This window comes from Streptomyces sp. NPDC058052 (assembly GCF_042885515.1).
GTDB lineage: Bacteria > Actinomycetota > Actinomycetes > Streptomycetales > Streptomycetaceae > Streptomyces.
On the sequence record NZ_JBHVRX010000004.1, the window covers coordinates 181,935 to 207,329 of the forward strand.

At 74.3% G+C, this 25,395-nt stretch carries 18 protein-coding genes; 12 read left to right on the plus strand and 6 right to left on the minus strand.

Annotated elements, in window-relative coordinates; all coding sequences use genetic code 11:
* Window positions 1-5 precede the first annotated feature (5 nt).
* Together ACFVU3_RS07555 and ACFVU3_RS07560 are read right to left on the minus strand one after the other, a co-directional pair.
* On the minus strand, window positions 6-488 hold the full coding sequence (locus tag ACFVU3_RS07555; RefSeq protein WP_390064542.1) for a DUF456 domain-containing protein: 483 nt from the start codon (window positions 486-488) through the stop codon (window positions 6-8).
* 192 nt (window positions 489-680) lie between these two features.
* On the minus strand, window positions 681-1,661 hold the full coding sequence (locus ACFVU3_RS07560; RefSeq protein ID WP_390064544.1) for a helix-turn-helix domain-containing protein: 981 nt from the start codon (window positions 1,659-1,661) through the stop codon (window positions 681-683).
* Between the two features lie 232 nt (window positions 1,662-1,893).
* On the opposite strand from ACFVU3_RS07560, the gene ACFVU3_RS07565 reads away from it, so the two are divergent.
* The 4 genes from ACFVU3_RS07565 (at window position 1,894) to ACFVU3_RS07580 (ending at window position 9,642) form a co-directional block, all read left to right on the plus strand.
* A complete protein-coding gene (locus tag ACFVU3_RS07565; protein ID WP_390064546.1) occupies window positions 1,894-5,664 on the plus strand; it encodes a S8 family serine peptidase in 3,771 nt (1,256 codons plus the stop codon).
* Window positions 5,665-5,787: 123 nt separating this feature from the next.
* Entirely contained in the window at window positions 5,788-7,383 is a 1,596-nt protein-coding gene (locus ACFVU3_RS07570; RefSeq protein ID WP_390064548.1) for a protein phosphatase 2C domain-containing protein, read from the plus strand.
* A gap of 27 nt (window positions 7,384-7,410) precedes the next feature.
* A complete protein-coding gene (locus tag ACFVU3_RS07575; RefSeq protein WP_390064550.1) occupies window positions 7,411-9,153 on the plus strand; it encodes a pyruvate dehydrogenase in 1,743 nt (580 codons plus the stop codon).
* An 84-nt stretch (window positions 9,154-9,237) separates the two neighbouring features.
* Window positions 9,238-9,642 (plus strand): ATP-binding protein, encoded by a 405-nt coding sequence (locus ACFVU3_RS07580; RefSeq protein ID WP_390064551.1) that lies wholly within the window; start codon window positions 9,238-9,240, stop codon window positions 9,640-9,642.
* A gap of 34 nt (window positions 9,643-9,676) precedes the next feature.
* Here the strand turns inward: ACFVU3_RS07580 and ACFVU3_RS07585 are convergent, their stop codons facing one another.
* Both ACFVU3_RS07585 and ACFVU3_RS07590 read right to left on the minus strand, forming a co-directional pair.
* Window positions 9,677-10,768 (minus strand): DUF2637 domain-containing protein, encoded by a 1,092-nt coding sequence (locus ACFVU3_RS07585; RefSeq protein ID WP_390064552.1) that lies wholly within the window; start codon window positions 10,766-10,768, stop codon window positions 9,677-9,679.
* A gap of 213 nt (window positions 10,769-10,981) precedes the next feature.
* Window positions 10,982-11,851: a (2Fe-2S)-binding protein gene (locus tag ACFVU3_RS07590; protein WP_390064554.1), complete on the minus strand. Its 870-nt coding sequence runs from the start codon at window positions 11,849-11,851 to the stop codon at window positions 10,982-10,984.
* Between the two features lie 194 nt (window positions 11,852-12,045).
* Between ACFVU3_RS07590 and ACFVU3_RS07595 the strand changes: the two genes are divergently transcribed.
* From ACFVU3_RS07595 to ACFVU3_RS07605, 3 genes are all read left to right on the plus strand, one after another.
* Window positions 12,046-12,984: a GntR family transcriptional regulator gene (locus tag ACFVU3_RS07595; protein WP_390064556.1), complete on the plus strand. Its 939-nt coding sequence runs from the start codon at window positions 12,046-12,048 to the stop codon at window positions 12,982-12,984.
* A 56-nt stretch (window positions 12,985-13,040) separates the two neighbouring features.
* Window positions 13,041-13,670, plus strand: coding sequence for a hypothetical protein (locus tag ACFVU3_RS07600; RefSeq protein WP_390064558.1), 630 nt, complete (start codon window positions 13,041-13,043; stop codon window positions 13,668-13,670).
* Window positions 13,671-13,777: 107 nt separating this feature from the next.
* Entirely contained in the window at window positions 13,778-15,406 is a 1,629-nt protein-coding gene (locus ACFVU3_RS07605; RefSeq protein ID WP_390064560.1) for an AAA family ATPase, read from the plus strand.
* Between the two features lie 73 nt (window positions 15,407-15,479).
* On the opposite strand, the gene ACFVU3_RS07610 is transcribed toward ACFVU3_RS07605, so the two are convergent.
* On the minus strand, window positions 15,480-16,283 hold the full coding sequence (locus ACFVU3_RS07610; protein ID WP_390064562.1) for a hypothetical protein: 804 nt from the start codon (window positions 16,281-16,283) through the stop codon (window positions 15,480-15,482).
* Window positions 16,284-16,590: 307 nt separating this feature from the next.
* Window positions 16,591-18,285, minus strand: a complete 1,695-nt coding sequence (locus ACFVU3_RS07615; RefSeq protein WP_390064564.1) for a PucR family transcriptional regulator — start codon at window positions 18,283-18,285, stop codon at window positions 16,591-16,593.
* A 311-nt stretch (window positions 18,286-18,596) separates the two neighbouring features.
* Between ACFVU3_RS07615 and ACFVU3_RS07620 the strand changes: the two genes are divergently transcribed.
* From ACFVU3_RS07620 to ACFVU3_RS07640, 5 genes are all read left to right on the plus strand, one after another.
* Window positions 18,597-19,487, plus strand: a complete 891-nt coding sequence (locus ACFVU3_RS07620; RefSeq protein ID WP_390064566.1) for an FAD binding domain-containing protein — start codon at window positions 18,597-18,599, stop codon at window positions 19,485-19,487.
* 2 nt (window positions 19,488-19,489) lie between these two features.
* Window positions 19,490-20,077, plus strand: coding sequence for a (2Fe-2S)-binding protein (locus ACFVU3_RS07625; RefSeq protein ID WP_390064567.1), 588 nt, complete (start codon window positions 19,490-19,492; stop codon window positions 20,075-20,077).
* A gap of 2 nt (window positions 20,078-20,079) precedes the next feature.
* Window positions 20,080-22,485: a xanthine dehydrogenase subunit D gene (gene pucD / locus ACFVU3_RS07630; RefSeq protein WP_390064569.1), complete on the plus strand. Its 2,406-nt coding sequence runs from the start codon at window positions 20,080-20,082 to the stop codon at window positions 22,483-22,485.
* 240 nt (window positions 22,486-22,725) lie between these two features.
* A complete protein-coding gene (locus ACFVU3_RS07635; RefSeq protein ID WP_390064571.1) occupies window positions 22,726-24,198 on the plus strand; it encodes an NCS2 family permease in 1,473 nt (490 codons plus the stop codon).
* A 38-nt stretch (window positions 24,199-24,236) separates the two neighbouring features.
* Window positions 24,237-25,376 (plus strand): XdhC family protein, encoded by a 1,140-nt coding sequence (locus tag ACFVU3_RS07640; protein WP_390064573.1) that lies wholly within the window; start codon window positions 24,237-24,239, stop codon window positions 25,374-25,376.
* Window positions 25,377-25,395 lie beyond the last annotated feature (19 nt).

Below are 25,395 nucleotides of genomic sequence, written 5' to 3' on the forward strand. Positions count from 1 at the left end.
CGGCCTCACCCCAGGACGACCGCGCCCACCCACGCGCCCACGATCAGCAGGCAGGCGAAGAGCTCCACCAGCACGCTGGTGCCGGCCGCCCGCATGATGGTGCGGGTGGCGGCCCGGGCCTGGCCGTGGCCGCCGAGCCGGCGGCGCTCGGAGAGGTAGATCCCGCCGACGAAGCCGGGGACCGCGCCCACCACGGGGAGCAGGACGAAGCCGAGGAGGGCGCCCGCGCCCGCGTAACCGATCGTGCGGCGGGTGAGGCCCACGCCCCGGAAGCGGCGCGCGGGCAGCTGCCACACCACCACCTGGGTGAGCAGCAGCAGGGCGGTCGAGGAGACGAGCAGGATCCACGCGAGGCCGGTCTGCTCGTGCAGCGACCACCACAGCATGGCGGCCCACACCAGCCAACTGCCCGGCACACCGGGGGCGAGGACCCCGAACAGGCCGAGGAGCATGACCGCCGCGACCATCAGGAGCTGCCACACACCCACGCGCCCAGCCTCCCCCACGAAACCCGTTCCCGCAGGTCGCGAGGACCGAACGGGGCGGACGTCCGGACGGCCCGGGGGCACCGCCGGGGGCACGCCGGCGGGTCCGGGCCCGGGCGCCGCCCCCGCGTCCTCCGGCCCCCGGCGGTGCGCCGCCCCCGCGTCCTCCGGCCCGGTGGTGCGCCGCCTCCGTCCCTACCGGGCGACCCACCCCTTCTCGTACGCGTGCCAGCCCAGCTGGAGCCGGGTCGTCACCGCGGCCAGCTCCATCAGGCCCTTCACGCGGCGCTGGACCGTGCGCAGGCCCAGGTCCAGCTGCTTGGCCACGCTCGCGTCGGTCATCCCGGCGAGGAGCAGGGAGAGGATCTCCAGGTCGGTGCTGTCCGGGCCGGGGGCCTGCTCCTCGGTGATCTGCGCGCCCGCGCCCAGCCGGAGCGGCAGCGCCTCCCGCCACACCGCCTCGAAGAGGCCCATCAGGGACTCCAGGAGGCCGCTCGCGTGCACCACCAGCGCTGCGGGCTCCGCGCCCCGGCCGGTGAGCGGGACCATCGCGAGGCTGCGGTCGGCTACCACCAGCTTGGTCGGCACCCGGTCCACCACCCGGATCTGCTCCTCGCGGCCGAGCGCCGCGGACAGTTCCAGCAGGCCGCTGGGGAGGGTCAGCACCTCCCGCTCGACCACCACCCGGTAGCGCACGCCCCGCCCGGCGGCCAGCTCCTCGGCGTCGTTCTCCAGGCCCGAGACGGCGATCGGCTTGCCGGTGACGAGGGCGCAGACCTCCTCCGCCGCGCCGAGCTGGAGCTGGAGGAAGCGGTGGGTGACGGCGCTCGCGCCGGTCACCACCTCGACCAGGTCGTGCACGGCAGGCTCGGTCGCCTCGGCGCGGTACTCCTCGGCGAGCAGCGCCGCCGCGAGCTCCGCCTGTTCCAGCTCGTGCCGCTGCTGGGTGAGGAGCGCGCCGAGCGCGACCCCGGGCGGTGCCGCCACCCAGCGGCCGGTGCGCGCCGACGACTGGGCGGCGAGCCCCTGCGCCTCGAGGCGGCGCAGCGCCCGCTCGGTGTCCTGCTCGGGCAGCGAGAGCCGGTGTGCCAGGTCCGTGACCTCGGCCGCCCCGAGCGCGATCAGCGCCCGGTACGCCGACTCCTGCCGCTCGTCCAGTCCTATCGCTCCCAGCATCGGTTCCCGCCCCTCGCCGTGCGTCCGGGCGCCCGCGCGGGATGGTCCGCGCGCGTTCTCCGGAGGCATTCGTTCCGTTGGTGGCCTGGCGGGAATCGGCCACGGCGTATTCCCGCCTCGCCCATCATCCCTGTACCGCCCTCACCTCTGCCAATGTGGCGCCACCGCAGCACCAACCGCCTCCGGATACAGGTGACTTGCGCTTGTTGTCCGGATTCTGATGGGGAGAGCGATGCGCCCGATTTCGCGTACGGCCCTGGGGGCGGCGACCGCCGCCGTCCTGGCCGTTACCGCGGCCCTGCCGTCCGTCGCGGCCCAGCCGCCGGCCGGCGGCTCCGCCGAACGCCCGCCGGTCGGCAGCGAGGCCCACGCCCGCTCCGGGGAGCGGCCCGCCACGGTGACCCTGGTCACCGGCGACCGCGTCCTGGTCAGCCGCGACGAGCGGGGCAACCCCGCCGCCACCGTGCTGCCCCGCGAGGACGGCACCGTGCCGCTGGTCCAGACCCGCCGCTCCGGCGAGGACCTCTACGTGTACCCCGAGGGCGCCACCGCCGCGCTCGCCGCCGACCGGGTCGACGAGGAGCTCTTCAACGTCACCGGCCTGGTCCGCCAGGGCTACGACGACGCCTCCACCGCCACACTGCCGCTGATCGCCGTCTACGGCTCCGCCGCCACCGCCCGCACCACCCCCGCCGCCCCGCGCGGCGCCCGCCGCGGCCAGGTCCTCAGGACCATCGGCGGCGTCGCCCTCCAGGCCGACAAGAAGCAGGCCGCCACCTTCTGGTCCGAGGTCTCCGCCCCCACCGCCCGCTCCTCCTCCGCGGGCATCGCGAAGCTGTGGCTGGACCGCAAGGTCGAGGCCACCCTGGAGCGCTCCACCCAGCAGGTGCACGCCCCCGAGGCGTGGGCCGCCGGCTACGACGGCACCGGGACCAAGGTCGCCGTCCTCGACACCGGCGCCGACGCCGCGCACCCCGACCTCCAGGGCCGGATCGTCGCCTCGGAGAACTTCACCGACTCCGCCGGCGCCGGCGACCTCCAGGGCCACGGCACCCACACCATCTCCACCGTCGGCGGCTCCGGAGCGGCGAGCGGCGGCAAGAAGAAGGGCGTCGCCCCCGGCGCCCAGCTCCTCAACGGCAAGGTCCTCAACGACTCCGGCTCCGGCGCCACTTCGTGGATCATCGCCGGCATGGAGTGGGCCGTCGCCCAGGGCGCCGACGTCGTCTCGATGAGCCTCGGCAACCCCTCCGAGACCGACTGCGACGACCCGATGGCCGCCGCCGCCGAGGAACTCGCCCAGAACAAGGGCACGTTGTTCGTCGTCGCCGCAGGCAACTCCGGCCCGACGCTCAACTCCGTCTCCTCGCCCGGCTGCGCTCCCAGCGTCCTCACCGTCGGCGCCACCGACCGCGACGACTCCACCGCCTGGTTCTCCAGCCGCAGCCCGATCGCCAACGAGGCGCACACCCTCAAGCCGGAGATCGCCGCCCCCGGCGTCGAGATCTCCGCCGCCGCGGCCGGCGGCCGGGGCCTCTACGCGTACCAGGCGATGTCCGGTACGTCGATGGCCGCCCCGCACGTCGCCGGTGCCGCCGCGATCCTGAAGCAGCGTCACCCCGACTGGACCGCACAGCAGTTGAAGGCGGCCCTCGTCTCCTCCGCCGAGACCGGCATCCCCGGCGACGTCCGGGAGACCGGCGGCGGCCGGCTCGACGTCAAGGCCGCGATCGACCAGACGGTGCTCTCCGCCCCGGCCGTCCAGGGCGGCACCTTCCACTGGCCGCAGGACAAGAGCGACCGCACCACCGTGAGCGTCCCCTACACCAACACCTCCGGCGCCCCGGTCACCCTCGACCTGGCCGTCGAGAAGGTCACCGGCAACGACGGCTCCGCCGTCCGGTCCTCCGTCGCCCGCCTCGGCAGGCGCAGCGTGACCGTCCCGGCCGGCGCGACCGTCGAGGTCCCGCTCTCCCTCGACCCCACCGCCCGCCTGGAGCGCGCGCAGTACGGCGACGTCACGGGCAGGGTCGTCGCCACCGCCCGAGGCGGCGTGCACGTCTCCACCCCGTTCTCGCTCTACGTCGAGCCCGAGACCGTCACCCTCCGCGTCAAGCTGATCGACCGCCTGGGCAAGCCGGCCGACGGCCCCTCCTCGCTCGACGTCATCGGCACCGACACCGCCACCGGCGAGCGCCGGTTCAACGAGGGCGCCGCCGACCAGGTCTTCGAGGTCCGCCCCGGCAGCTACTTCCTCACCTCCTTCGTCACCACCCCCGACGCGGGCGAGGGCGCCACGCTGACCGACTCGCTCACCCACCTGGCCCGCCCGCAGCTGGAGGTCAGGAAGGACACCACCGTCGTCCTCGACGCCCGCGAGGCCGCCCGCCTCTCGGTCCGCACCGACCGCCCGTCCGAGGCCCGCGGCACCACCCTCGCGTTCGCCCGCTCCTGGGACGACGTCTGGATGCACTCCGGCACCGCCATCGGCCCGCGCACCATCCGCGCCTACTACGCCTCCGTCGAGGGCGAGGCCCGCGACGGCGCCTTCGAGTCCGGCAGCTACTGGCGCGCCGCCGCCCCGCAGCTCTCCTCGCTGCGCACCGGCGACGGCCTGGACCTGCACGCGGTGACCGCCTCCACCGGCTCGGACAACCTCGACGGCACCGGCTCCGCCCGGCTCGTCGACGCCGGCACCGGCACTCCGGAGGAGCTGAGGGCCGCCGGGGTCCAGGGCCGCCTCGCCCTGGTCCGCCTGCCCGACGACACCACCGGCGTCGGCACCCTCGCCCGCGACGCCAAGGCGGCCGGCGCGATCGGCGTCGTCGTCCACCACGAGTCGGCGCTCCGCTGGTACCCGACCGGCGGCTTCACCGGCGCCGGCCTGCCGGCCCTCGGGATCCCGGCCGCCGAGGCCGCCGCGCTCCGCGACCGGCTCGCCGCCGGCGAGGTCACCCTGCACTGGAAGGCCACGGCCAAGCCGTCCTACGTCTACAGCCTCGCCTTCCCGGAGACCGGCGAGGTCGACCGCGACCGCGTCTATCGCGCCCGCGACTCCCGCCTCGGCCGCTCCGAGGTCTCCTACGGCTCGGCCGGCGTCGCCGCGGACTTCATGAACTTCCCCGCCGCGTACCGCCCGAACGGCACCTCCGTCGGCTTCGCCGGCCTGGAGACCGTCCCCGCCCCCGGCAGCCGCACCGAGTACTACACGGCCGGCGACACCGCCTGGCGGCAGATGACCGGCAGCAGCTTCCCCTACGGCGAGCTGATGGTCGGCGACCGGCACACGTACACCCCCGGCGAGCGGCGCACCGAGCGCTGGTACGACGGCGTGATCGCCCCGACCGCCCCGCGCGACGCCTCCGGCGAGCCCGTCCTCGTCTCCGAGCGCCAGGGCAACCTGATCGGCTTCGCCGCGGCGATGTGGGGCGACGGCAGCCACTACGCCGAGCCCGGCTCCTTCGGTGACCTCGGCAATCTGAGGCTGCGCCGCGACGGCGAGCTCATCGGCGAGAACGCCTGGCCCTTCGGAGCCTTCGAGGTGCCCGCCGGGCGCGGCAGCTACGAGCTGGAACAGAACACCATGAAGATCGGCAATCGGAACTGGGCCCGCTCCACCTCCGTGCAGTCGATCTGGAAATTCACCTCCCAGCTCGACGAGACGGTCTATTCTCAGGGCATCCCGATTCTCTTCCCCCGGTACGACCTGCCGGTGGACGGACTCAAGACCCTCGCCGCCACCGACGGCCAGCGGATCCGCCTCGGCGTCACCGGTCACGCCGGGTACCAGCCGGGCACCCTCACCTCGGCCTCGCTCTCGTACTCCTACGACGGGGGCACCACCTGGACCGAGGCCCAGGTCGCCAAGGCGGGCGGCGAGTGGGTCGCGACCGTGAACCACGCGGGCGCGACGGGCAAGCCGGTCACCCTGAAGACCGAACTGACGGACGCCAACGGCGCCTCCGTCACCCAGACCGTGGTCCGCGCCTACGACGTGCGCTGACCACGACGGTCCGCCGGACGTCCTTCCCGTGGGGGGTGGGGTCGTCCGGCGGACCACCCATTCGCAGCAACGGTTTTTCTCGTGTCCCGTTTTCCCGGGCCGCCCGCGGTGGACAATAAGGGCATGACTCAGCAGGGGGACAACTGGTGGGACGCGCTCTACGACGAAGCGGCGGAGGACGGCGCACCGGCGTCCTCGGGTGACACCCTCGACGCCCGCTTCGCCTCCGCCACCCGGGCCACCGCGCCCGTACCCACCGCCCCACCGACGCCGCCGCCCGCCGCCGCGGCCCCGGAACCCCCGGAGCCTCCGGCCCGCCCCGCGGCCCCGCCCCCGCCGGCCCACCCGGCCCGCCCCGGCACCCCGCCGCCCGAGGCGCCCGCGGTCCCGCCCGCCCCGCCGCTCCCTCCGGCCGCGCAGCCCGTTCAGCCCGCCCCGCCGGACCCTCCGGCCGTCCCGCCCGCCCCGCCGGCCGTCCCGCACGCGCCCGCGGTGCTCGGGCCGGCGCCGTGGGAGGCGCCCGTCAGCAGCGGGCCCCGCACCTTCCCGTCCCCGCCCCCGCCCGCCGAGGAGCCCGCGCCGGCACCGGAGCCCGGACCGGAGCCCGCGCCGGAGTCCGGGCCGGCCTCGGCGGCGACGGCGCGGACGCAGGGGCAGGAGGACGTCACCGTCCAGGTGCACCTCCCCGCCGGACACGCGCCGACGGTCCAGGTGCCCGTGCCCCGGCCGCGCACCGGCTTCCTCGGCAGCCGGCCGCCCACCTACGAGGCCGAGCCCACCGCCCTGCCCACCGCCCGCCCCGGCGAGCTCGGCGACCTGGTCGCCGACACCGTCCTCGACGGCGCCCGCTACGGCACCGCCACCCTCCGCGCCGCCTCCGTGCGCGGCGACTCCGCCCGCTACCGGGGCGAACCCCGCAGGGACGCCCTGCTCACGGCCCGCTTCGGCCACGACGAGACCGCCCTCGTGCTGGTCGCCGTCGCCGCCGGCTCCCGCGCCGCCGACGAGGCCCACCTCGCCGCCGCCGACGCCTGCCGCTGGATCGGCGAGGCCGTCGGCCGCAGCCACGCCCGGCTCTCCGAGGACATCCGCTCCGGCCGCCGCGGCGACCTCAAATCCGGGCTGCACCGGCTCACCGACCGCGCCTACGGGCGGCTCCGGGCCCGCGCCGCCGAGCGGGGCCTGGCGCCCGACGCGTACACCGCGACCCTGCGCTGCCTGCTGATCCCGGCCGACCCCGACTGCCGCACCCGGGTCTTCTTCGGCATCGGCGGCGGCGGACTCTTCCGGCTCCGCGACGGCGCCTGGCAGGACATCGAACCGCTGCTGCCCGACCCGGCGTCGGTCACCGGCGAGCCCGTCGTCGGCTTCGGCTCGACCCCGCCGCGGGGGATCCCGGAGGCGACCGAGGAGGGCGACCGGCTCACCATGGACCTCGGCATCACCACCGCCCCCGGCCCGCTCGTCGAGGAGCCCGTCCCGCCGCCCGCCGAACCCTTCCGCTTCCGCGCCTCGGTGGCCCGGCCCGGCGACACCCTCCTCCTCGCCTCGCCCGGCCTCGCCGAGCCGATGCGCGGCGAGCCCGCACTCGCCCGCGAGCTGGCGGCCCGCTGGGCCGGAGCCGAGCCGCCCGGCCTCGCCGCCTTCCTCGCCGACACCCAGCTGAGGGTGACCGGGTACGCCGACGACCGTACGGGGGCGGCCGTCTGGGAGGCGTGAGACGCCGGGCCGTGTGTTGATGGACCCATGGCCAAACAGAACGTAGCGGAGCAGTTCGTCGACATCCTCGTCCGCGCCGGCGTGCAGCGGCTGTACGGGGTGGTCGGCGACAGCCTGAACCCGGTCGTCGACGCCATCCGGCGCAATCCCGCCATCGACTGGGTCCAGGTGCGCCACGAGGAGACCGCCGCCTTCGCCGCGGGCGCCGAGGCCCAGATCACCGGGAGCCTCGCCGCCTGCGCGGGCTCCTGCGGACCCGGCAACCTCCACCTCATCAACGGCCTGTACGACGCCCACCGCTCGATGGCCCCCGTCCTCGCCCTCGCCTCGCACATCCCGTCCAGCGAGATCGGGCTCGGGTACTTCCAGGAGACCCACCCCGACCAGCTGTTCCGCGAGTGCAGCCACTACAGCGAGCTGATCTCCAACCCGAAGCAGATGCCCCGGCTGCTGCACACCGCCGTCCAGCACGCCGTCGGCCGCCGCGGCGTCTCCGTGGTCGCGCTCCCCGGCGATGTCGCCGACCAGCCCGCTCCGGAGAAGGCCGCCGGCTCGGCCCTCGTCACCGCGCGTCCCACGGTCCGGCCCGGCGACGCGGAGATCGACGCCCTGGTCCGGATGATCGACGCGGCCGAACGGGTGACGCTCTTCTGCGGCAGCGGGACCGCCGGCGCCCACGCCGAGGTGATGCAGTTCGCCGAACGGCTCAAGGCCCCCGTCGGCCACGCCCTCCGGGGCAAGGAGTGGATCCAGTACGACAACCCCTTCGACGTCGGCATGAGCGGACTCCTCGGCTACGGCGCCGCCTACGAGGCCACCCACGAGTGCGACCTGCTGATCCTGCTCGGCACCGACTTCCCGTACAACGCCTTCCTCCCCGACGACGTCCGGATCGTGCAGGTCGACGTCCGTCCCGAACACCTCGGCCGCCGCTCCCGGCTCGACCTCGCCGTCTGGGGCGACGTCCGGGAGACCCTGCGCTGTGTGATCCCCCGGATCCGGGCCCGGGCCGACCGCCGCTTCCTCGACAAGATGCTGAAGAAGCACGCCGACGCCCTGGAGGGCGTGGTGAAGGCGTACACCCGCAAGGTGGAGAAGCACACCCCGATCCACCCCGAGTACGTCGCCTCCGTCCTCGACGAACTCGCCGACGACGACGCCGTCTTCACCGTCGACACCGGCATGTGCAACGTCTGGGCGGCCCGCTACCTCACCCCCAACGGGCGCCGCCGGATCATCGGCTCCTTCAGCCACGGCTCGATGGCCAACGCCCTGCCGCAGGCGATCGGCGCCCAGTTCACCGACCGGGGCCGGCAGGTCGTCTCGCTCTCCGGCGACGGCGGCTTCACCATGCTCATGGGTGACTTCCTCACCCTCGTCCAGTACGAACTCCCGGTGAAGATCGTGCTGTTCAACAACTCCTCGCTCGGCATGGTCGAGCTGGAGATGCTGGTCGCCGGCCTCCCCTCGTACGGAACGGGCAACCGCAACCCCGACTTCGCCGCCGTCGCCCGCGCCGCCGGCGCCTACGGGGTCCGCGTGGAGAAGCCCAGACAGCTCGCGGGCGCCCTCAAGGACGCCTTCAAGCACAAGGGCCCCGCCCTCGTCGACGTCGTCACCGACCCCAACGCCCTCTCCATCCCCCCGAAGATCAGCGCCGAGATGGTCACCGGCTTCGCCCTCTCCGCCAGCAAGATCGTCCTCGACGGGGGAGTGGGCCGGATGCTCCAGATGGCCCGCTCCAACCTGCGCAACGTCCCCCGCCCCTGAGGCGCCCGGAGGCCCGCGCATGCGGACCGGCTCGCGGGGCAGGCTTCTCCGTGAGCCTGTTCGACGCGATCGTGGGTGGGGGCTATGGCCGGGAAGGCACGACAGCCGACTCAACTGCTCAGAAAGGTGGGAGGGGCCGACCTGACCGCGGTGCCGGAGGTGCGGCACGCGTTACGCGAACTCCTCGGCGCCTGGGGCGGACCCGGCGCCGGTGACGTGGCCGAACTGCTCACCAGCGAGTTGGTCACCAACGCCCTCGTCCACACCGCGCACGGCGCGGTCGTCACCGCCACCGTCAACCCGGTCCAGCTCAGGGTCGAGGTCCGCGACTTCGAGCCCGGGCTCACCGCTCCGCCCGTACCGCCCGCCGACGACGGTACGCACGGACGGGGGCTCTTCCTCGTCAGGGAACTCGCCGACTCCTGGGGCATCGAGGAGCGCGGCACCGGCAAGGTCGTCTGGTTCGAACTGAACGGCGGGGCCGCCTGAGGGGTGGCCCCGCCGTGGGGGTGGAACGATCCCGCTAGCCGAGCATCCGCTCCATCTCGGAGAGCTTGGCCTCCAGGGAGTCGAGCCGGGGCAGCGCCTGGGTGTCGTCCTCGGCGGTGAGGTCCACCGTCCGCGACTCACTGCCCCTGACGGCTTGCAGGGAGGGCCGGGGCCTGAGCGGCAGTTGTCCCGGGTCCGCTATGGCGGGTTCCGCGACGGCGGCGGAGACCGCCGGTGTCGCGGAACCCGGCCCGGACCCCGGGGCCTGGCCCCCGACGGTCCCGGTGCCGGCGCTCAGCGCCGCCACCTCCACCTGACGCCCGCCGCCGCGCCCGAAGGCCCGGTGCTGGCGGTTGAGCGCCTTGATCTGCGCCCGGTCGAGCTTGGCCTGCTCGCGCCGGCGGATCCGGTTCTGCTCCTTCTCGCGCTGGTCCTCCCGGACCTCGTCCACGGCCTCGTCCAGGGTCCGCACGCCCTCCAGGAGCATCAGCGACCAGGCGGCGAAGGTCTCGCGGGGAGCCCGTATCCACCGCACGATGCGGATCTGCGGCAGCGGCCGGGGGACGAGCCCCTGCTCCCGCAGCGCCGCCCGGCGGGTCTGCTTCAGCGCCCGGTCGAAGAGGACCGCGGCCGACAGGGACATCCCCGCGAAGAACTGCGGGGCCCCGTCGTGGCCCAGGCCGCGCGGCGCGTGCACCCAGTTGAACCAGGCCGCCGCGCCGGCGAAGAGCCAGACCAGGAGGCGCGAGCCGAGGGCCGCGTCGCCGTGGCTGGCCTCGCGGACGGCGAGCACCGAGCAGAACATGGCGGCGCCGTCGAGGCCGAACGGGACCAGGTACTCCCAGCCACCGGTCAGGTTGAGGTTCTGCCGGCCGAAGCCGACGAGCCCGTGGAAGGAGAGCGCCGCCGCGACCGCGGCGCAGCAGAACAGCAGCCCGTACGAGGCGAATCCGTAGATGGCCTCCTTGCGTCTGCGCCGCTCCTCGCTGCGTTCCCAGGAGTCCTCGGCCGGGGCCTGGTCACCGGCGCGCTTCCCGCGCGCGAGCACCGCCACCGCCGTCAGGACCCCGGCCACCATCACGCCGCCCGGAAGCAGCCAGTCCAGCGATATGTCGGTCAGTCTCATGCGGTGTCCCTCGCATCGCAGTAGGGCGTTTGGCCGCCCATACTGTCCGACCGATCGGTGGGCACACGGTGTTTCGGGGCAAGAGCACGCCAACGGGGGCTCAGGGCATACGAATAGGTACCTTCTGGTCGAACGGTCGTCCGTGGGACTGGAGTTGCGTTCGATTCAGGTCACTCGTGAGAGTGGTGTGAGTCGCCAGGGGCGGAGGGCGGCTCAGGCGGTCGCGGCGAGCCGCCGGACCCGGTCCGCGTCACAGGTGCGCGGACAGGTGAGACAGGTGTCCTCGGGTCGCAGCGTGTAGAAGAAGCAGCAGGTGGCCCGGTCCCGGGTGGCGCGGGGGGTGCCGTCGGGCGCCTCGGCCCCGGGCAGCGGGCGGAAGGCGGCGCCGCCCGCGTACGGCTTCTCCGGCCGGCCGGTGGTCCCCGGCAGCAGCCGCTCCAGCTCGGCCATCGCCCGCTCCTCCTCGCCGAGCAGGGCGCCGATGTACCAGAGGCTCTCCACGATCTCGTCCGTCACCATGCCCCACAGGGCGCGGCGGCCGCGCCGCATCCGGGGGCCGAAGCCGGTGAGCAGGGCCTCGAAGTGCTCGGCGAGCGAGGCGCGCACCTCCGCGCGCAGCGCGTCCTCGTCGGCGACGACCCGGGCGCCGGGGAGGACGGCGGCGGGGTCGTCCGGCAGGCAGGCGAACTCCTCGACGCGGACCGCCATCCGGCCCAGGGCCCGCTGGAAGGAGACGGAGCCGACGGGGAGGCGGGGGACCCTGCGGTGGAGGAACCAGGGGACGGTCACCAGGAGGCAGGCGGGCCAGGCGTAGCGGTGGAGACCGAAGCTGGCGACGACGTCGGGGCGGGCCTGCTGTCCGTAGTCGCGGAGCACCTGCGCGTTGTCCCAGGCGAGGAAGGCGTCGAGCACGGCCCCGCCGGCCGCGAGCTCCTCGGCGCGGACCCAGCCGGCGCCGCCGGGCAGCCGTTCGTCCCCGGCCGTCTCCTCTATCCGCAGGCCGGAGAAGACCTCGGCGAGCCGGGCGTACGAGGCCGCGACGGGCGAGGCGAGGGGCGAGGGCAGCAGGGCGGGGACGGTCATGCGGACCACCGAATCGCGATCGTTAGCAGGTTAGCCTTACCTTACCCGAAACGACCTCGTGTCTCACCACCGGCGGACCCCCTCCCACCCGCGCCGCGTGGGCGCGGTCCCGCGGAACGGTCTGTTCGCCTATGGTGCACAGGGGACCCCGCCATCGCGAGCCGGGCCCGGCACGAGGCCGCAGGAGGACCCGGGTGGAGCAGGGCGCAGCGCGCGAGCGGGCGACGGAGGGACCGTCCGTGCGATGCGGCGACCCCGCGAACGGCCGGCGGGCCGAACCGTACGGAGCCGCGGACGCCGGGTACGGAGCGGCGCCGGACGCCGGGTACGGAGCGGCGCCGGACGCCGGGTACGCAGCCGCGCCCGGCCGTGGGGGATACGGAGCCGTGCCGGACGGCGGCGGGTACGGCGCCGCGCCGGACGCCGCCCGCGTCCCCGAGCAGGCCCGCGGCGAGCACACCCACGGCGAGGCCCCCCTCCCCTTCCCCGGCGACGGCCCGCGCACCGTCCGGCGCCACTCCGTCCGCGGCCAGATCCTCGACGCCCTCAGGACCGCCCTCGTCGCCGGCGAGCTGCGCCCCGGCGAGGTGTACTCCGCCCCCGCCCTCGGCGAGCGCTTCGGCGTCTCCGCCACCCCCGTCCGCGAGGCCATGCAGCGCCTCGCCGTCGAGGGCGCCGTCGAGGTCGTCCCCAACCGGGGCTTCCGCGTCGTCGTCCGCACCCCCCGCGAGCTGGCCGAGCTGGCCGAGATCCGGGCGCTCCTGGAGGTCCCCGTCATGCTCCGGCTGGCCCGCACCGTCCCGGCCGCCCGCTGGTCCGGACTGCGCCCGCTCGCCGAGGCCACCGGCGCCGCCGCGGCCCGCGGCGACCGCGCCCACTACGCCGAGACCGACCGCGCCTTCCACCGCGCCGTCCTGGCCCTCGCCGGGAACGAGCAGCTCCTGGTCGTCGCCGACGATCTGCACCGCCGCTCCCAGTGGCCCCTCCTCAGTGCCCCGGTCCCGCGCCACGCGGACCTCGTCGCGGACGCCGCCGAGCACTCCGCCCTGCTGGAGGCCCTGATCGCCCAGGACCTGCCGGTCGTCGAGTCCCTGGTGCGGGAGCACTTCACCGGCGCGGACGGCCGGGCGTGAGCCTCGGCTAGGGTGGGTTGATCATGTCAATCCACCGAGTCACAGGGGGACTTCGGATGAGGACTGGTTTACGTGCCACGGCCGTCGCGGCGGCGCTGCTGATCGGCCTGACGGGATGCGCGGGCGACGCCCTCGACGCCCTCGACGAGGCCACGGGCGAGGGCGACAACATCTCGCTCGACGCGACCGGACTGTCCCGCGCGCTGCCGCGCGACACCGACGTCGGTGACGCGTTCCAGGGCAGCGCGCCGGTCACGGCCCAGGGCGCCGAGGCGGTCGAGTTGTGCACCGGGCGGACGGACGCGCCCTGCGACGGCGTCACGCTCAGCGGACTGAGGGAGACCGTGGCGGGCGGCTCCTCCGACCAGCGGGTCGACTACCTGCTCTTCGTCTTCGGCTCGCAGGAGCAGGCCACCACCCACGTGGAGAAGATGACGGCCGGCTGGAAGAAGGCCGACGTCCAGAAGAAGCGCTCCGTGAAGCCGCTGACCTTCGACAGCGGCGCCGACAGCACCGAGGCGTTCACCTACAGCGACCCGGAGGGGACCAACGTCTACATGCGCGTCGGCTCGGTCGTCTCCTACGTCGCGGGCAGCCGCGTCTCCGCCGAGAAGGCGCAGGAGGCGGCGAAGATGCAGGCCGACCGCATCCGGACCATCGCGGCGGGCCACGACCCGAAGAAGTGACCCACCCCGGGGAGACCGGTCCCGTGACGGGCGGTCTCCCCGGGCCCCGTGGCCACTAAGGTCGTGGTCGACAGCCGCCCGTACCGCGCCGCCCGTGAGGTTGCCCCATGCCGTCCGCGACCCCGTCCCCGGCGGACGGACGCCGACCCTCCTCCAAGGCCCCGGCTCCGCTCGGCCAGGGCGGGACCCGCGCCACCGGTACGCAACCCGAGGCCGCCGCCCTGCTCGGCTGGCTCACCGACCCCGACGCGCCCCGCCTCTGCCTGGTCACCGGCGCCCCCGGCAGCGGCAAGACCGCCCTGCTCGGCTGGCTCGCGGCGCACGCGACCCGGGCCCGGCGCGGACGCTCACGGACCGAGCGGATCCTCGTCCCGCTCGCCGGGCAGAGCGCCCTCGGCGTCGCCTGGACGCTCGCGAACCGGCTGGGCGTGGTCGCCAGGACACCGGCCGACCTCGTCCACGCGCTCGCCACCAGCGAGGCCCGCCGCACCGGCCGGACCGTGCTGCTCCTCACCGATCTGCACGCCGCCGCCGAACCCGACGCCGTCGCCGAGCTGCTCGCCGGACTCGCCGAGGTCGGGCGGATCCGGCTCGTCGTGGAGGCCCGCACCGGCACCCGGCCGCCCAGGGCCGCCCGCACCACCGTGGTCGACCTCGACGGGGACGCGGGCCCGGAACCGCCGCCGCCGGTCCCGCCGCTCCCCGACCTCTCCGATCCCGCCGCCGTCTGCGCCGCCGACCCGCTCCTCGTCACCACCGGGTACGCGACGGCCTCCGCCGACGACCACGGCGGACTGCGCGACGCCTGGCTGCGGGCCGGGCAGGCGCTGTGCGCGGCGGACGGCCCGGCCGGCCGGGCGCTGGTGCTGCTCACCGCGCTCGGCGACGGCGCCGACCCCCGGCTGCGGCCCGCCCTCGCCGCCCGGGCGGCGCCGGCGCCGTGGCGGGTGCGGTGGGCCCGGCACCGGGGCGACGTCTCCCCGCCGTGGCCGGGGCCGGTCGCGGTGCTCGGGGCGACGGCCGGCGGACCCTCGGCCGATCTGGTGCTCGTCGGCGACCGCACGGGCACGGTCCGGCTGCTGCGGGAGGCGGACGCCTCCGGGGAGGGGCGGCTGGCCCACCGGGTCACGGGCCGGATCACCGCCCTGGCGCCGACCGCCGACGGGACGGTGCTGCTGCTCGACGAGCGCGGCCGGCTGCACACCGTACGGGGCACGGCGCCCCGCCCGCCCTATCTGGAGCGGCTCACCGAGGCCGTCTCCACCACCCTGTCCCGGCACCCCGGCACGGCGCTCGCGGCCATCGCGGGCTCGGTGGTGGTGGGGGACCGGCTCGGCTCGGTCCACGCCTTCGGGGTGACCGGCCTCCACCAGGCCGCCTCGCACAGCGGCCGGGTGACCGCCGTGACCGCCGTCGAGTCCGAGACCCCGTTCGTCTGCTCGGGCGGCGCCGACGGCACCGTACGGCTGTGGACCCCGGGTCGCGCTCCGGTGCCCGAACCGCTCGCGGAGCGCCGGGCGCCGGTCGTCGCCCTGCACGCGGCCCCGGCCCCCGGCGGCCCGCTCGTCGCGGCGGCGTGGGCCGACGGGCGGGTCGAGCTGATCCCCGCGGAGGGCGGCCGGCGCCGCGCCTTCCGGCCGGGTCCGGCGGTCCGCGCCGTCGCGGTCACGGCCACCGGAGCGCTCCTCGTCGGCACCGACGAGAGCCTGATCTGCCTGGAGCCACAAGGAAGGTGACGGAACGTCATGGACGAGGCCCGGCGGCGCGCGATAGGCCGCCGGCCGCTCGCCGGGCCCCCTTCCGCGGACGTCACATGGCCGTCCGGGGCGTCAACTGCCCCGCCAGCCATGTGGGTACGCCGCCGAGGAGGCGGAAGAGCCGGCGGGCCTCGGCGCGCAGCCGGCCCGCCTCCGCCTCCGTCTCCGTGTCGGCCAGCGCGGTCAGCGCCGGGGCCGTCCCCACCAGGTAGCCCAACTCCTCGCGGATGCGCAGCGATTCGGAGAAGCCGTGCCGCGCCTCCGCCAGTTCGCCCTCCCGCAGCGCCAGCCCGGCGAGGTGGCGCCAGGTGGAGGAGAGCAGCAGCGAGTCGCCCTGCGCGGTCGCGCCGGCGTGCGCGCGGCGGTACGCGGCACGGGCCGCCTGCGGGGAGTCGCCCAGGTTCTGGGCGATCAGCCCGCGCCGGTAGTCGAGCAGCGGACGGCCCGGTTCGGAGGGCGCGATCAGGGCCGCCGCCCGGCCCAGCGCCATCCGGGCCTCGTCGGCGCGGTCCCGGACACCGAGGAGGGTGGAGGCGTAGGCGAGGTAGCCGCGTTCGCAGGCCGCCGCCCCGCGCTCCTCGTCGCTGCCGGCGACCGCCTCGGCGGCGCGCAGCGCCTCCTCGGCCTCGGCCCAGCCCTGTTCGGTGTAGAGGCAGCGCTCGATCAGCAGCGCGGCCCGTTCGAGGGCGGCGGCCGGTTCGTGGGAGCGGGGGGCGAGCAGCGCCGCCGCGTCGGCCCAGCAGCCGCGGGAGCGGAGCCGCCATATGGCGGTCTCCACCGGAGTCTCCTTGCCGTAGGCGAGGGACGGACTTCCGCCGCCCCCTGATTCGGAACCAGACATGGCGGTGTCCGCCACATTGCCCTCCCCGAGCGCGCCATCGAGCTGTTGAGTAGGACGGCATCTCAGCACGAACGGACGTACCCGGCCAAGGGGTCGGGTGAAAAATTTCACAAAGCCGCGGGGCGTGCGTGACGCCCCGCCGGGACCGGGTCCGACGGGGCGTCAGAGGGCGCTGGGGCCCGTGATCACGGCGGTGATCAGGGAGGCAGGTGATCCGCGGGGGCGGCCGGGAGGGGTGGTCCCGAGGGCCTTCCGTCACTCCTCCGGACTCAACCGAAGGAGTGAATTCCGAAACCCGCCGGCCAACGCCGTCAGGCGCCCGTCAGCTCATCCGCAGGGCCAGGAAGAAGTCGAGCTTGTCCTCCAGACGGGACAGGTCGCGGCCCGTCAGCTGCTCGATCCGGCCGACCCGGTAGCGCAGCGTGTTCACGTGCAGGTGCAGCCGGGTCGCGCAGCGCGTCCAGGAGCCGTCGCAGTCCAGGAACGCCTCCAGGGTCGGGATCAGCTCCGCGCGGTGGCGCCGGTCGTAGTCCCGCAGAGGGTCGAGCAGCCGGGCCGTGAAGGCGCGCCGCACGTCGTCCGGGACGAAGGGCAGCAGCAGGACGTGCGAGGCCAGCTCGTGGTGGCCGGCCGCGCAGACCCGGCCCGGGCGGGCGGCGGCCACCCGGCGGGCGTGCCGGGCCTCCTCCAGGGCGCCGCGCAGCCCCTCCGCCGAGTGCACGGCGGCGCTGACGCCCAGCGTGAGGCGCCCGTCGTCGGCGAGGCCGGACGAGAGCGGAGCCCGTACCGCCGCGAGCAGGGCGTCGGCGTGCAGGCCCAGGGCGGTCGCCGGCCCGTCGTCCTCGCTCTCCGGCAGGGGGCCGGCGGCCAGCGGCACCAGGGCGATGGCCTCGTCGCCGGTGTGGGCCACGGCGATCCGGTCCGCGGACTCGGCGCCCACGGTCGCCGGGTCGACCAGGATCTCCTCCAGGAGCGCCTGGGTGACCGGCCCGGGCTCCACCGGCGGCTGCCCGCCCTCCTGGTCCCACTCGACGCGGGCGACGACGACCTGCCAGTGCGGGGCGGCGCCCAGGCCGGGCAGCAGCACGGGGGCGGCGACCCGCAGCCGGGCCGCGATCTCGGCGGGCGCGGCGCCCGTCTGGACCAGCTCCAGGACCTCCTGGGCGAGCCGGCGGCGCACCGTGCGGGCCGCGTCGCGCCGGTCGCGCTCGACGGAGATCAGCTGCGTGACGCCCTGGAGCAGGTCCAGGCGCGCGGCCGGCCAGTCCCCGGCGTCCGCCTCGACGGCGAGCAGCCAGTCGGACAGCACGGTCTCGCGGACGTCCCGGGAGGCGGGGCCCGCGGCCCGGCCGGTGTTCCGGATCGGGAAGAGCGAGTACGCGGTGCCGTGGGCGGTCAGCCGGTGCGGGCCGCGCCGGCCGGTCCGGGTGGCGGCCAGGTGCTCGCCCGCGAGGCCGGCCGCGAGGGCCGGGTCCAGCGGCTCGCCGGCGCCCGCGATCTGCCGTCCGGTGGGGGAGAGGACCCAGGCGCGCAGGTCCAGGTCGGAGCCGAGGAGGTCGAGGACGGCCTCCGGGCCGCCACCGGCCGGGCCGGAGGTCATCAGGCGTCTGTGGCGGTCGACGACGGCGGCCAGGTCGCCCGCCCGCTCGCCGGAGACCTGTCGAACGACGTGCTCGGTGATCGTCGCGAACGCAACGGATTCGTTGACCGCGAAGAGCGGCAGCCGGTGGCGCGAACACGCCTGTACGAGATCGTCGGGGATGTCGCCCAGCTCGGCCTCACCGGCCGCGAGCGCGGCGACCCCCGCCTGGCTGAGGATCCGGACGAAGGGCTCGGCGTCGGCCGGCTCCCGCAGCCAGGCCAGTCCGGTGAGGACCAGCTCGCCGCCGGAGAGGTACCGGCTGGGATCCTTGAGGTCCGTGGTCATCACGCCGCGGACCGAGCGGTCCAGCTCGTCCTCGCCGCCCAGCAGGCGCAGCCCGAGCGCGTCGTTCTCCAGCAGTGCGCGCAGCCGCATCGTGTCGCCGCCGTTCCTTCGAGTGGGTGGTGGGGTTGTCGCGTATTCGACGGTGGGGTCGGTCGGGTGATGTCGCTGTTTCCAGGGGGAAACGGCGAGGTATCCGTTCCCCGTCTTTCGTTCGAATCTACAAGACGTGCCGGGGCACCGGCCAACTCCTTCATGTTTTCGGTGACTGCACCCCGGCCATCGTGGCTTGTGTACTAGGCCACACACCGCGTGAACAGGACATGAACACCGAAGTCGAGGGCCGAACGTCCCCCAGGGCCCAGACGTCCGACCCCCACCAGAATCACTAGAAGAGAGCCACCATGGACTTCCTTCGCCCCGCCAGCTGGGAGGAGGCGCTCGCCGCCAAGGCCGAGCACCCCACAGCCGTGCCCATCGCCGGCGGTACCGACGTCATGGTCGAGATCAACTTCGACCACCGGCGCCCCGAGTACCTGCTGGACCTGAACCGCATCGAGCTGCTGCGCGAGTGGGAGGTCGGCGAGGAGAACGTCCGACTCGGCGCTTCCGTTCCGTACACGCAGATCATGGAGAACCTGCGGGCCGAGCTGCCGGGCCTGGCACTCGCCTCCCACACGGTCGCCTCCCCGCAGATCCGCAACCGCGGCGGCGTCGGCGGCAACCTCGGCACCGCTTCCCCGGCCGGTGACGCCCACCCCGCCCTCCTCGCCGCCGGCGCCGAGGTCGAGGTCGAGTCGGTCCGCGGCAGCCGCTTCATCCCGATCGACGAGTTCTACACCGGCGTGAAGCGCAACGCGCTCCAGCCCGACGAGCTCATCAAGACCGTCCACATCAAGAAGGCGGACGGCCCCCAGCAGTACTCCAAGGTCGGCACCCGCAACGCGATGGTCATCGCCGTCTGCGCCTTCGGTCTGGCGCTCCACCCGGAGACCCGGACCGTGCGCACCGGCATCGGCTCGGCCGCGCCGACCCCGATCCGCGCCAAGGAGGCCGAGGCGTTCCTGAACGCGGCCCTGGAGGAGGGCGGCTTCTGGGACAACGGGAAGATCATCACCCCGTCCGTCGCCAAGCAGTTCGCCGACCTCGTCTCGGCCGCCGCCAACCCCATCGACGACGTCCGCGGCACCGCGAAGTACCGCCGCCACGCCGTCGGCATCATGGCCCGCCGCCAGCTCGGCTGGACCTGGGAGCAGTACCGCGGCGCCGGCCGCACGCTTGAGGGAGCTGCCTGATCATGCGCGTCAATTTCACGGTCAACGGTCGTCCGCAGGAAGCCGACGACGTCTGGGAGGGCGAGTCCCTCCTCTACGTGCTCCGCGAGCGTCTGGGCCTGCCCGGCTCCAAGAACGCCTGCGAGCAGGGCGAGTGCGGCTCCTGCACGGTCCGCCTCGACGGCGTGCCGGTCTGCTCCTGTCTGGTCGCCGCCGGCCAGGTCGAGGGCCGCGAGGTCGTCACGGTCGAGGGTCTCGCCGAGTTCGCCAAGGACCGCGCCGAGCACGGCGGTTGCGCCTCCGGTGCCTGCGGCACCCCGCTCGACCGGGCCAAGCGCTGGGAGGCGAAGCCCACGCAGGACTCGCAGACCGGCGAGGGCGTCGAACTCTCCCCGATCCAGCAGGCGTTCATCGACGCCGGCGCCGTCCAGTGCGGTTTCTGCACCCCCGGGCTGCTGATCGCCGCGGACGAGCTCCTGGAGCGCAACACCACCCCGTCCGACCAGGACATCCGCGAGGCCCTCTCCGGCAACCTCTGCCGCTGCACGGGCTACGAGAAGATCCTCGACGCGGTCCGCCTCGCGGCCGCCCGTCAGGGAGAGGCGGTCTGACGATGGCTCAGAACACCCGTACCGCTCCGGCCGGCACGCCGACCGACGTCACCCAGGACCACGTCAAGGGCGGCATCGGCGAGTCCACCCTCCGCCCGGACGGCACCCTCAAGGTCACCGGCGAGTTCGCCTACTCCTCGGACATGTGGCACGAGGACATGCTGTGGGGCCAGACCCTGCGCTCCACCGTCGCCCACGCCGAGATCGTCTCCATCGACATCTCCGAGGCCGTCGCGATGTCCGGCGTCTACGCCGTGCTCACCTACGACGACCTCCCGGCCGAGATGAAGAACTACGGCCTGGAGATCCAGGACACCCCCGTCCTGGCCCACGGCAAGGTCCGCCACCACGGCGAGCCGGTGGCCCTGGTCGCCGCCGACCACCCGGAGACCGCCCGCCGCGCGGCCGCCAAGATCAAGATCGAGTACAGGGAACTGCCCGTCGTCACCGACGAGGCGTCCGCGCTCGCCCCCGACGCGCCCCTCATCCACGAGGGCCGCGACGACCACCACTCCGGCCACGTGCCGCACCCCAACATCGTCCACCGCCAGCCGATCGTCCGCGGCGACGTGGCGGCGGCCCGCGAGCGGGCCGACGTGATCGTCGAGGGCGAGTACGTCTTCGGCATGCAGGACCAGGCGTTCCTCGGCCCCGAGTCCGGCCTCGCCGTACCCTCCGAGGACGGCGGCGTCGACCTCTACGTCGCCACCCAGTGGCTGCACTCGGACCTCAAGCAGATCGCCCCCGTCCTCGGCCTGCCCGAGGAGAAGGTCCGCATGACGCTCTCCGGCGTCGGCGGCGCCTTCGGCGGCCGCGAGGACATCTCGATGCAGATCCACGCCTGCCTCCTGGCGCTGCGCACCGGCAAGCCGGTCAAGATCGTCTACAACCGCTTCGAGTCCTTCTTCGGCCACGTGCACCGCCACCCGGCGAAGCTCCACTACGAGCACGGCGCCACCAAGGACGGCAAGCTCACCCACCTCAAGGCCCGGATCGTCCTCGACGGCGGCGCCTACGCCTCGGCCTCCCCGGCCGTCGTCGGCAACGCCTCCTCGCTCGGCGCCGGCCCCTACGTGGTCGACGACGTCGAGATCGAGGCCGTCGCCCTCTACACCAACAACCCGCCCTGCGGCGCCATGCGCGGCTTCGGCGCGGTCCAGGCGTGCTTCGCCTACGAGGCGCAGATGGACAAGCTGGCCGCCAAGCTCGGCATGGACCCGGTGGAGTTCCGCCGGCTCAACGCCATGGAGCAGGGCACGCTGATGCCCACCGGCCAGGTCGTCGACTCCCCGGCCCCCGTCGCCGAGCTGCTGCGCCGGGTCAAGGCCCGCCCGCTGCCGCCGGAGCGCCAGTGGGAGACCGCCGGCCAGGGCGCGGACGTCCGCGCGCTGCCGGGCGGCCTCTCCAACACCACCCACGGCGAGGGCGTCGTCCGCGGCGTCGGCTACGCGGTCGGCATCAAGAACGTCGGCTTCTCCGAGGGCTTCGACGACTACTCGACCGCCCGGGTGGTCCTCCAGGTCATCAACGGCGAGCCCGTCGCCATGGTCCACACCGCCATGGCGGAGGTCGGCCAGGGCGGTGTCACCGTCCACGCGCAGATCGCCCGCACCGAGCTCGGCGTCACCCAGGTGACCATCCACCCGGCCGACACCCAGGTCGGCTCCGCCGGCTCGACGTCCGCCTCCCGGCAGACGTACATGACCGGCGGCGCGGTGAAGAACACCTGCGAGGCCGTCCGCGAGAAGGTCCTGGAGATCGGCCGCCGCAAGAACGGCTCCTACCACCCCGCCTGGGCGACCGCCGAACTCCTCCTGGAGGCCGGCAAGGTCGTCACCGACGGCGGCGAGGTCCTCGCGACGATCGCCGACGTCCTGGAGGGCGAGGACCCGGTCGACATCGAGCTGGAGTTCCGCCACCGTCCGACGGTCCCCTTCGACCTGCGCACGGGCCAGGGCGACGGCCACGTCCAGTACACCTTCGCCGCGCACCGCGCGGTGGTGGAGGTGGACACCGAGCTCGGCCTCGTCAAGGTCATCGAGCTCGCCACCGCCCAGGACGTCGGCAAGGCGCTCAACCCGCTCTCCGTGGTCGGCCAGATCCAGGGTGGCACCACCCAGGGCCTGGGCGTCGCGGTGATGGAGGAGATCATCGTCGACCCGAAGACCGCGAAGGTGCGCAACCCCTCCTTCACGGACTACCTCATCCCCACGATCCTCGACACCCCGACCATCCCGGTCGACGTGCTCGAACTCGCCGACCACAACGCCCCCTACGGGCTGCGCGGCATCGGCGAGGCTCCCACCCTGTCGTCCACGCCGGCCGTCCTCGCGGCGATCCGGAACGCGACCGGCCTGGAGCTGAACAAGACGCCGGTCCGCCCCGAGGCGCTCACCGGCACCCTGTAGGACCCTCCGGGCGGTGTGTGCCTCCCAGGACGTCACACCTCCTTCCCCGCCCGCACCGCCCGGAGTCGTACCACCCCCGCAGTGCCCGCAACACCCGCACCACCCCGTTCGTCTCGGGCCGTCCCCCGGGTCGTGCAGCCAACGAAATATCCCAAATCCCGCAGCTTCACCGTCAGCTTCCCTGTGAACGTGCTTCGAAGTCTGATGCGGGTGCCCCTTTGAACCTTGGGAGTAGGCCCCATGACCCAGTCGTCTGTGGAGCCCAAGACCGCCGCGGAGGACGCGGGCTCCGGCTCGCGCAACCCCGCCGGGCGTTCTTGGCTCGACCGGTACTTTCACATCTCGGAGAGAGGATCCTCCGTCAGCACGGAGATCCGCGGTGGCGTCACCACCTTCATGGCGATGGCGTACATCCTCCTGCTCAACCCGATCCTCCTCGGAGGCCCGGACGTCGAGAAGAACGTCCTCGCCTCCTCGGCCGTCATCACGGCGACCGCGCTCGCCGCGGCGGTCACCACCCTGCTGATGGGCTTCGTCGGCAAGGTGCCGCTCGTCCTCGCGGCCGGCCTCAGCGTCTCCGGTGTGCTCGCCACCCAGGTCGTGCCGCAGATGACCTGGCCGCAGGCCATGGGCATGTGCGTCGTCTACGGTCTGGTGATCTGTCTCCTGGTCGTCACCGGCCTCCGCGAGATGATCATGAACGCCATCCCGCTGCCGCTCAAGCACGGCATCACCATCGGCATCGGCCTCTTCATCGCCCTGATCGGCTTCAATAAGGCCGGCTTCGTCGGCGCCGGCCCGCAGTTCGGCCCGCCCGTCACCATGGGCTCCGGCGGCGAACTCGTCGGCTGGCCCGTCCTGATCTTCGCGGTCACCCTGCTCGCGATCTTCGCCCTCCAGGCCCGCAAGATCCCGGGCGCGATCCTCATCGGCATCGTCGGCGGCACGATCATCTCCCTGATCGTCAACGCCGTCGCCGACATCCCGGCCAAGGGCCCCGGCTCCTGGGCCAACGGCTCGCCCGAGCTCAAGGGCAGCGCGGTCTCCGCCCCGGACTTCACGCTCTTCGGCGACGTCTCCTTCGGCGGCTGGGGCGACGTCGGCTACATCACCGTCGGCGTGATCGTCTTCACCCTGGTGCTCGCCGGCTTCTTCGACGCCATGGCCACCATCATCGGCGTCGGCACCGAGGCCAACCTCGCCGACGACAAGGGCCGGATGCCCGGCCTGTCCAAGGCGCTGTTCATCGACGGCGCGGGCGGCGCGATCGGCGGCGTCTCCGGCGCCTCCGGCCAGACCGTCTTCGTGGAGTCCGCCACCGGCGTCGGCGAGGGCGCCCGCACCGGCTTCTCCTCGGTGATCACCGGCCTGTTCTTCGCGGCCTGCCTCTTCTTCACGCCGATCACCCAGATCGTGCCCCGCGAGGTCGGCTCCGCCGCCCTGGTCGTCATCGGCGCGATGATGATGATGAACGCCAAGCACGTGAACTGGGGCGACAGCTCCGTCGCGATCCCGGTCTTCCTGACCGTCGTCCTGATGCCGTTCACCTACAGCATCACCCCGGGCGTCGCGGCCGGCGTCATCGCCTACACGGTCATCAAGGTGGCCCAGGGCAAGGCGCGCGAGGTCGGCGCGTTCATGTGGTGCCTGACCGCGATATTCATCGTGTTCTTCGCCCTTCACCCGATCGAAGGCTGGCTGGGCGTCAGCTGACGCCCCCGCCCTCCACCCACACAGCCAAGGAGACCGACATGCTGGACATCGCCGAGGAGCTGCACCGGTGGGTCGAGCAGGGACGCGACTTCGCCGTGGCCACCGTGGTGGCCGTCGGCGGCAGCGCGCCCCGGCAGCCCGGCGCCGCCCTCGCCGTCGACAGCGAGGGCACGGCGATCGGCTCGGTCTCCGGCGGGTGCGTGGAGGGCGCGGTGTACGAGCTGTGCCAGACGGCGCTGGAGGACGGCAGGACCGTCGTCGAGCGCTTCGGCTACAGCGACGAGGACGCCTTCGCCGTCGGCCTGACCTGCGGCGGCATCATCGACATCCTCGTCACCCCGGTCCGCGGCGGGGTCTTCCCCGCCGCCCTGGCCGCCGCCGTCTCGGGGGAGGCGGCGGCCCTCGCCCGGATCGTGTCCGGCCCCGAGGAGCTGCTCGGCCAGGCGCTCCTGGTCCACCCGGACGGCTCGTACGCCGGGAAGCTCGGCGGCCACCCCGAGCTGGACCGCACCGCCGCCGCCGAGGCCCGCGCGCTCCTCGACGCCGGCCGCACCGGCACGGTGGAGATCGGCGAGGACGGCAGCCGCTGCGGACAGCCGCTGACGCTGCTCGTGGAGTCCTCCGTCCCGGCCCCCCGCATGATCGTCTTCGGTGCCATCGACTTCGCCTCGGCGCTCGTCCGGGTCGGCAAGTTCCTCGGCTACCACGTCACCGTCTGCGACGCCCGCCCCGTCTTCGCGACGGAGCTCCGCTTCCCCGAGGCCGACGAGATCGTCGTGGAATGGCCCCACCGCTACCTGGAGTCGACCGAGGTCGACGCCCGGACCGTGCTCTGCGTCCTCACCCACGACGCCAAGTTCGACGTCCCGCTCCTCCGGGCCGCCCTCAGGCTTCCCGTCGCCTACGTCGGCGCGATGGGCTCCCGCCGCACCCACGAGGACCGCAACAAGCGCCTCCGCGAGGTCGGCGTCACCGAACTCGAACTCGCCCGGCTGCGCTCCCCGATCGGCCTCGACCTCGGCGCCCGCACCCCCGAGGAGACCGCCCTGTCGATCGGCGCGGAGATCGTCGCCAACCGCCGCGGCGGCACCGGCGCCTCCCTCACCGGCGCCCACACCCCCATCCACCACGACGGCCCGGACACCCCGCTCGCGGGCCGCATAGGCTCCGTCGCGTAGCCCCGCTCCTTCCGGGGCG

Coding starts and splice junctions, on each gene's coding strand:
- ACFVU3_RS07640 (WP_390064573.1), top strand. CDS start 24,237: ATGCTGGACATCGCCGAGGAGCTGCACCGGTGGGTCGAGCAGGGACGC.
- ACFVU3_RS07625 (WP_390064567.1), top strand. CDS start 19,490: ATGCGCGTCAATTTCACGGTCAACGGTCGTCCGCAGGAAGCCGACGAC.
- ACFVU3_RS07600 (WP_390064558.1), top strand. CDS start 13,041: ATGAGGACTGGTTTACGTGCCACGGCCGTCGCGGCGGCGCTGCTGATC.
- ACFVU3_RS07560 (WP_390064544.1), bottom strand. CDS start 1,661: ATGCTGGGAGCGATAGGACTGGACGAGCGGCAGGAGTCGGCGTACCGG.
- ACFVU3_RS07585 (WP_390064552.1), bottom strand. CDS start 10,768: ATGAGACTGACCGACATATCGCTGGACTGGCTGCTTCCGGGCGGCGTG.
- ACFVU3_RS07575 (WP_390064550.1), top strand. CDS start 7,411: ATGGCCAAACAGAACGTAGCGGAGCAGTTCGTCGACATCCTCGTCCGC.
- ACFVU3_RS07605 (WP_390064560.1), top strand. CDS start 13,778: ATGCCGTCCGCGACCCCGTCCCCGGCGGACGGACGCCGACCCTCCTCC.
- ACFVU3_RS07620 (WP_390064566.1), top strand. CDS start 18,597: ATGGACTTCCTTCGCCCCGCCAGCTGGGAGGAGGCGCTCGCCGCCAAG.
- ACFVU3_RS07635 (WP_390064571.1), top strand. CDS start 22,726: ATGACCCAGTCGTCTGTGGAGCCCAAGACCGCCGCGGAGGACGCGGGC.
- pucD (WP_390064569.1), top strand. CDS start 20,080: ATGGCTCAGAACACCCGTACCGCTCCGGCCGGCACGCCGACCGACGTC.
- ACFVU3_RS07580 (WP_390064551.1), top strand. CDS start 9,238: ATGGCCGGGAAGGCACGACAGCCGACTCAACTGCTCAGAAAGGTGGGA.
- ACFVU3_RS07565 (WP_390064546.1), top strand. CDS start 1,894: ATGCGCCCGATTTCGCGTACGGCCCTGGGGGCGGCGACCGCCGCCGTC.
- ACFVU3_RS07615 (WP_390064564.1), bottom strand. CDS start 18,285: ATGCGGCTGCGCGCACTGCTGGAGAACGACGCGCTCGGGCTGCGCCTG.
- ACFVU3_RS07570 (WP_390064548.1), top strand. CDS start 5,788: ATGACTCAGCAGGGGGACAACTGGTGGGACGCGCTCTACGACGAAGCG.
- ACFVU3_RS07590 (WP_390064554.1), bottom strand. CDS start 11,851: ATGACCGTCCCCGCCCTGCTGCCCTCGCCCCTCGCCTCGCCCGTCGCG.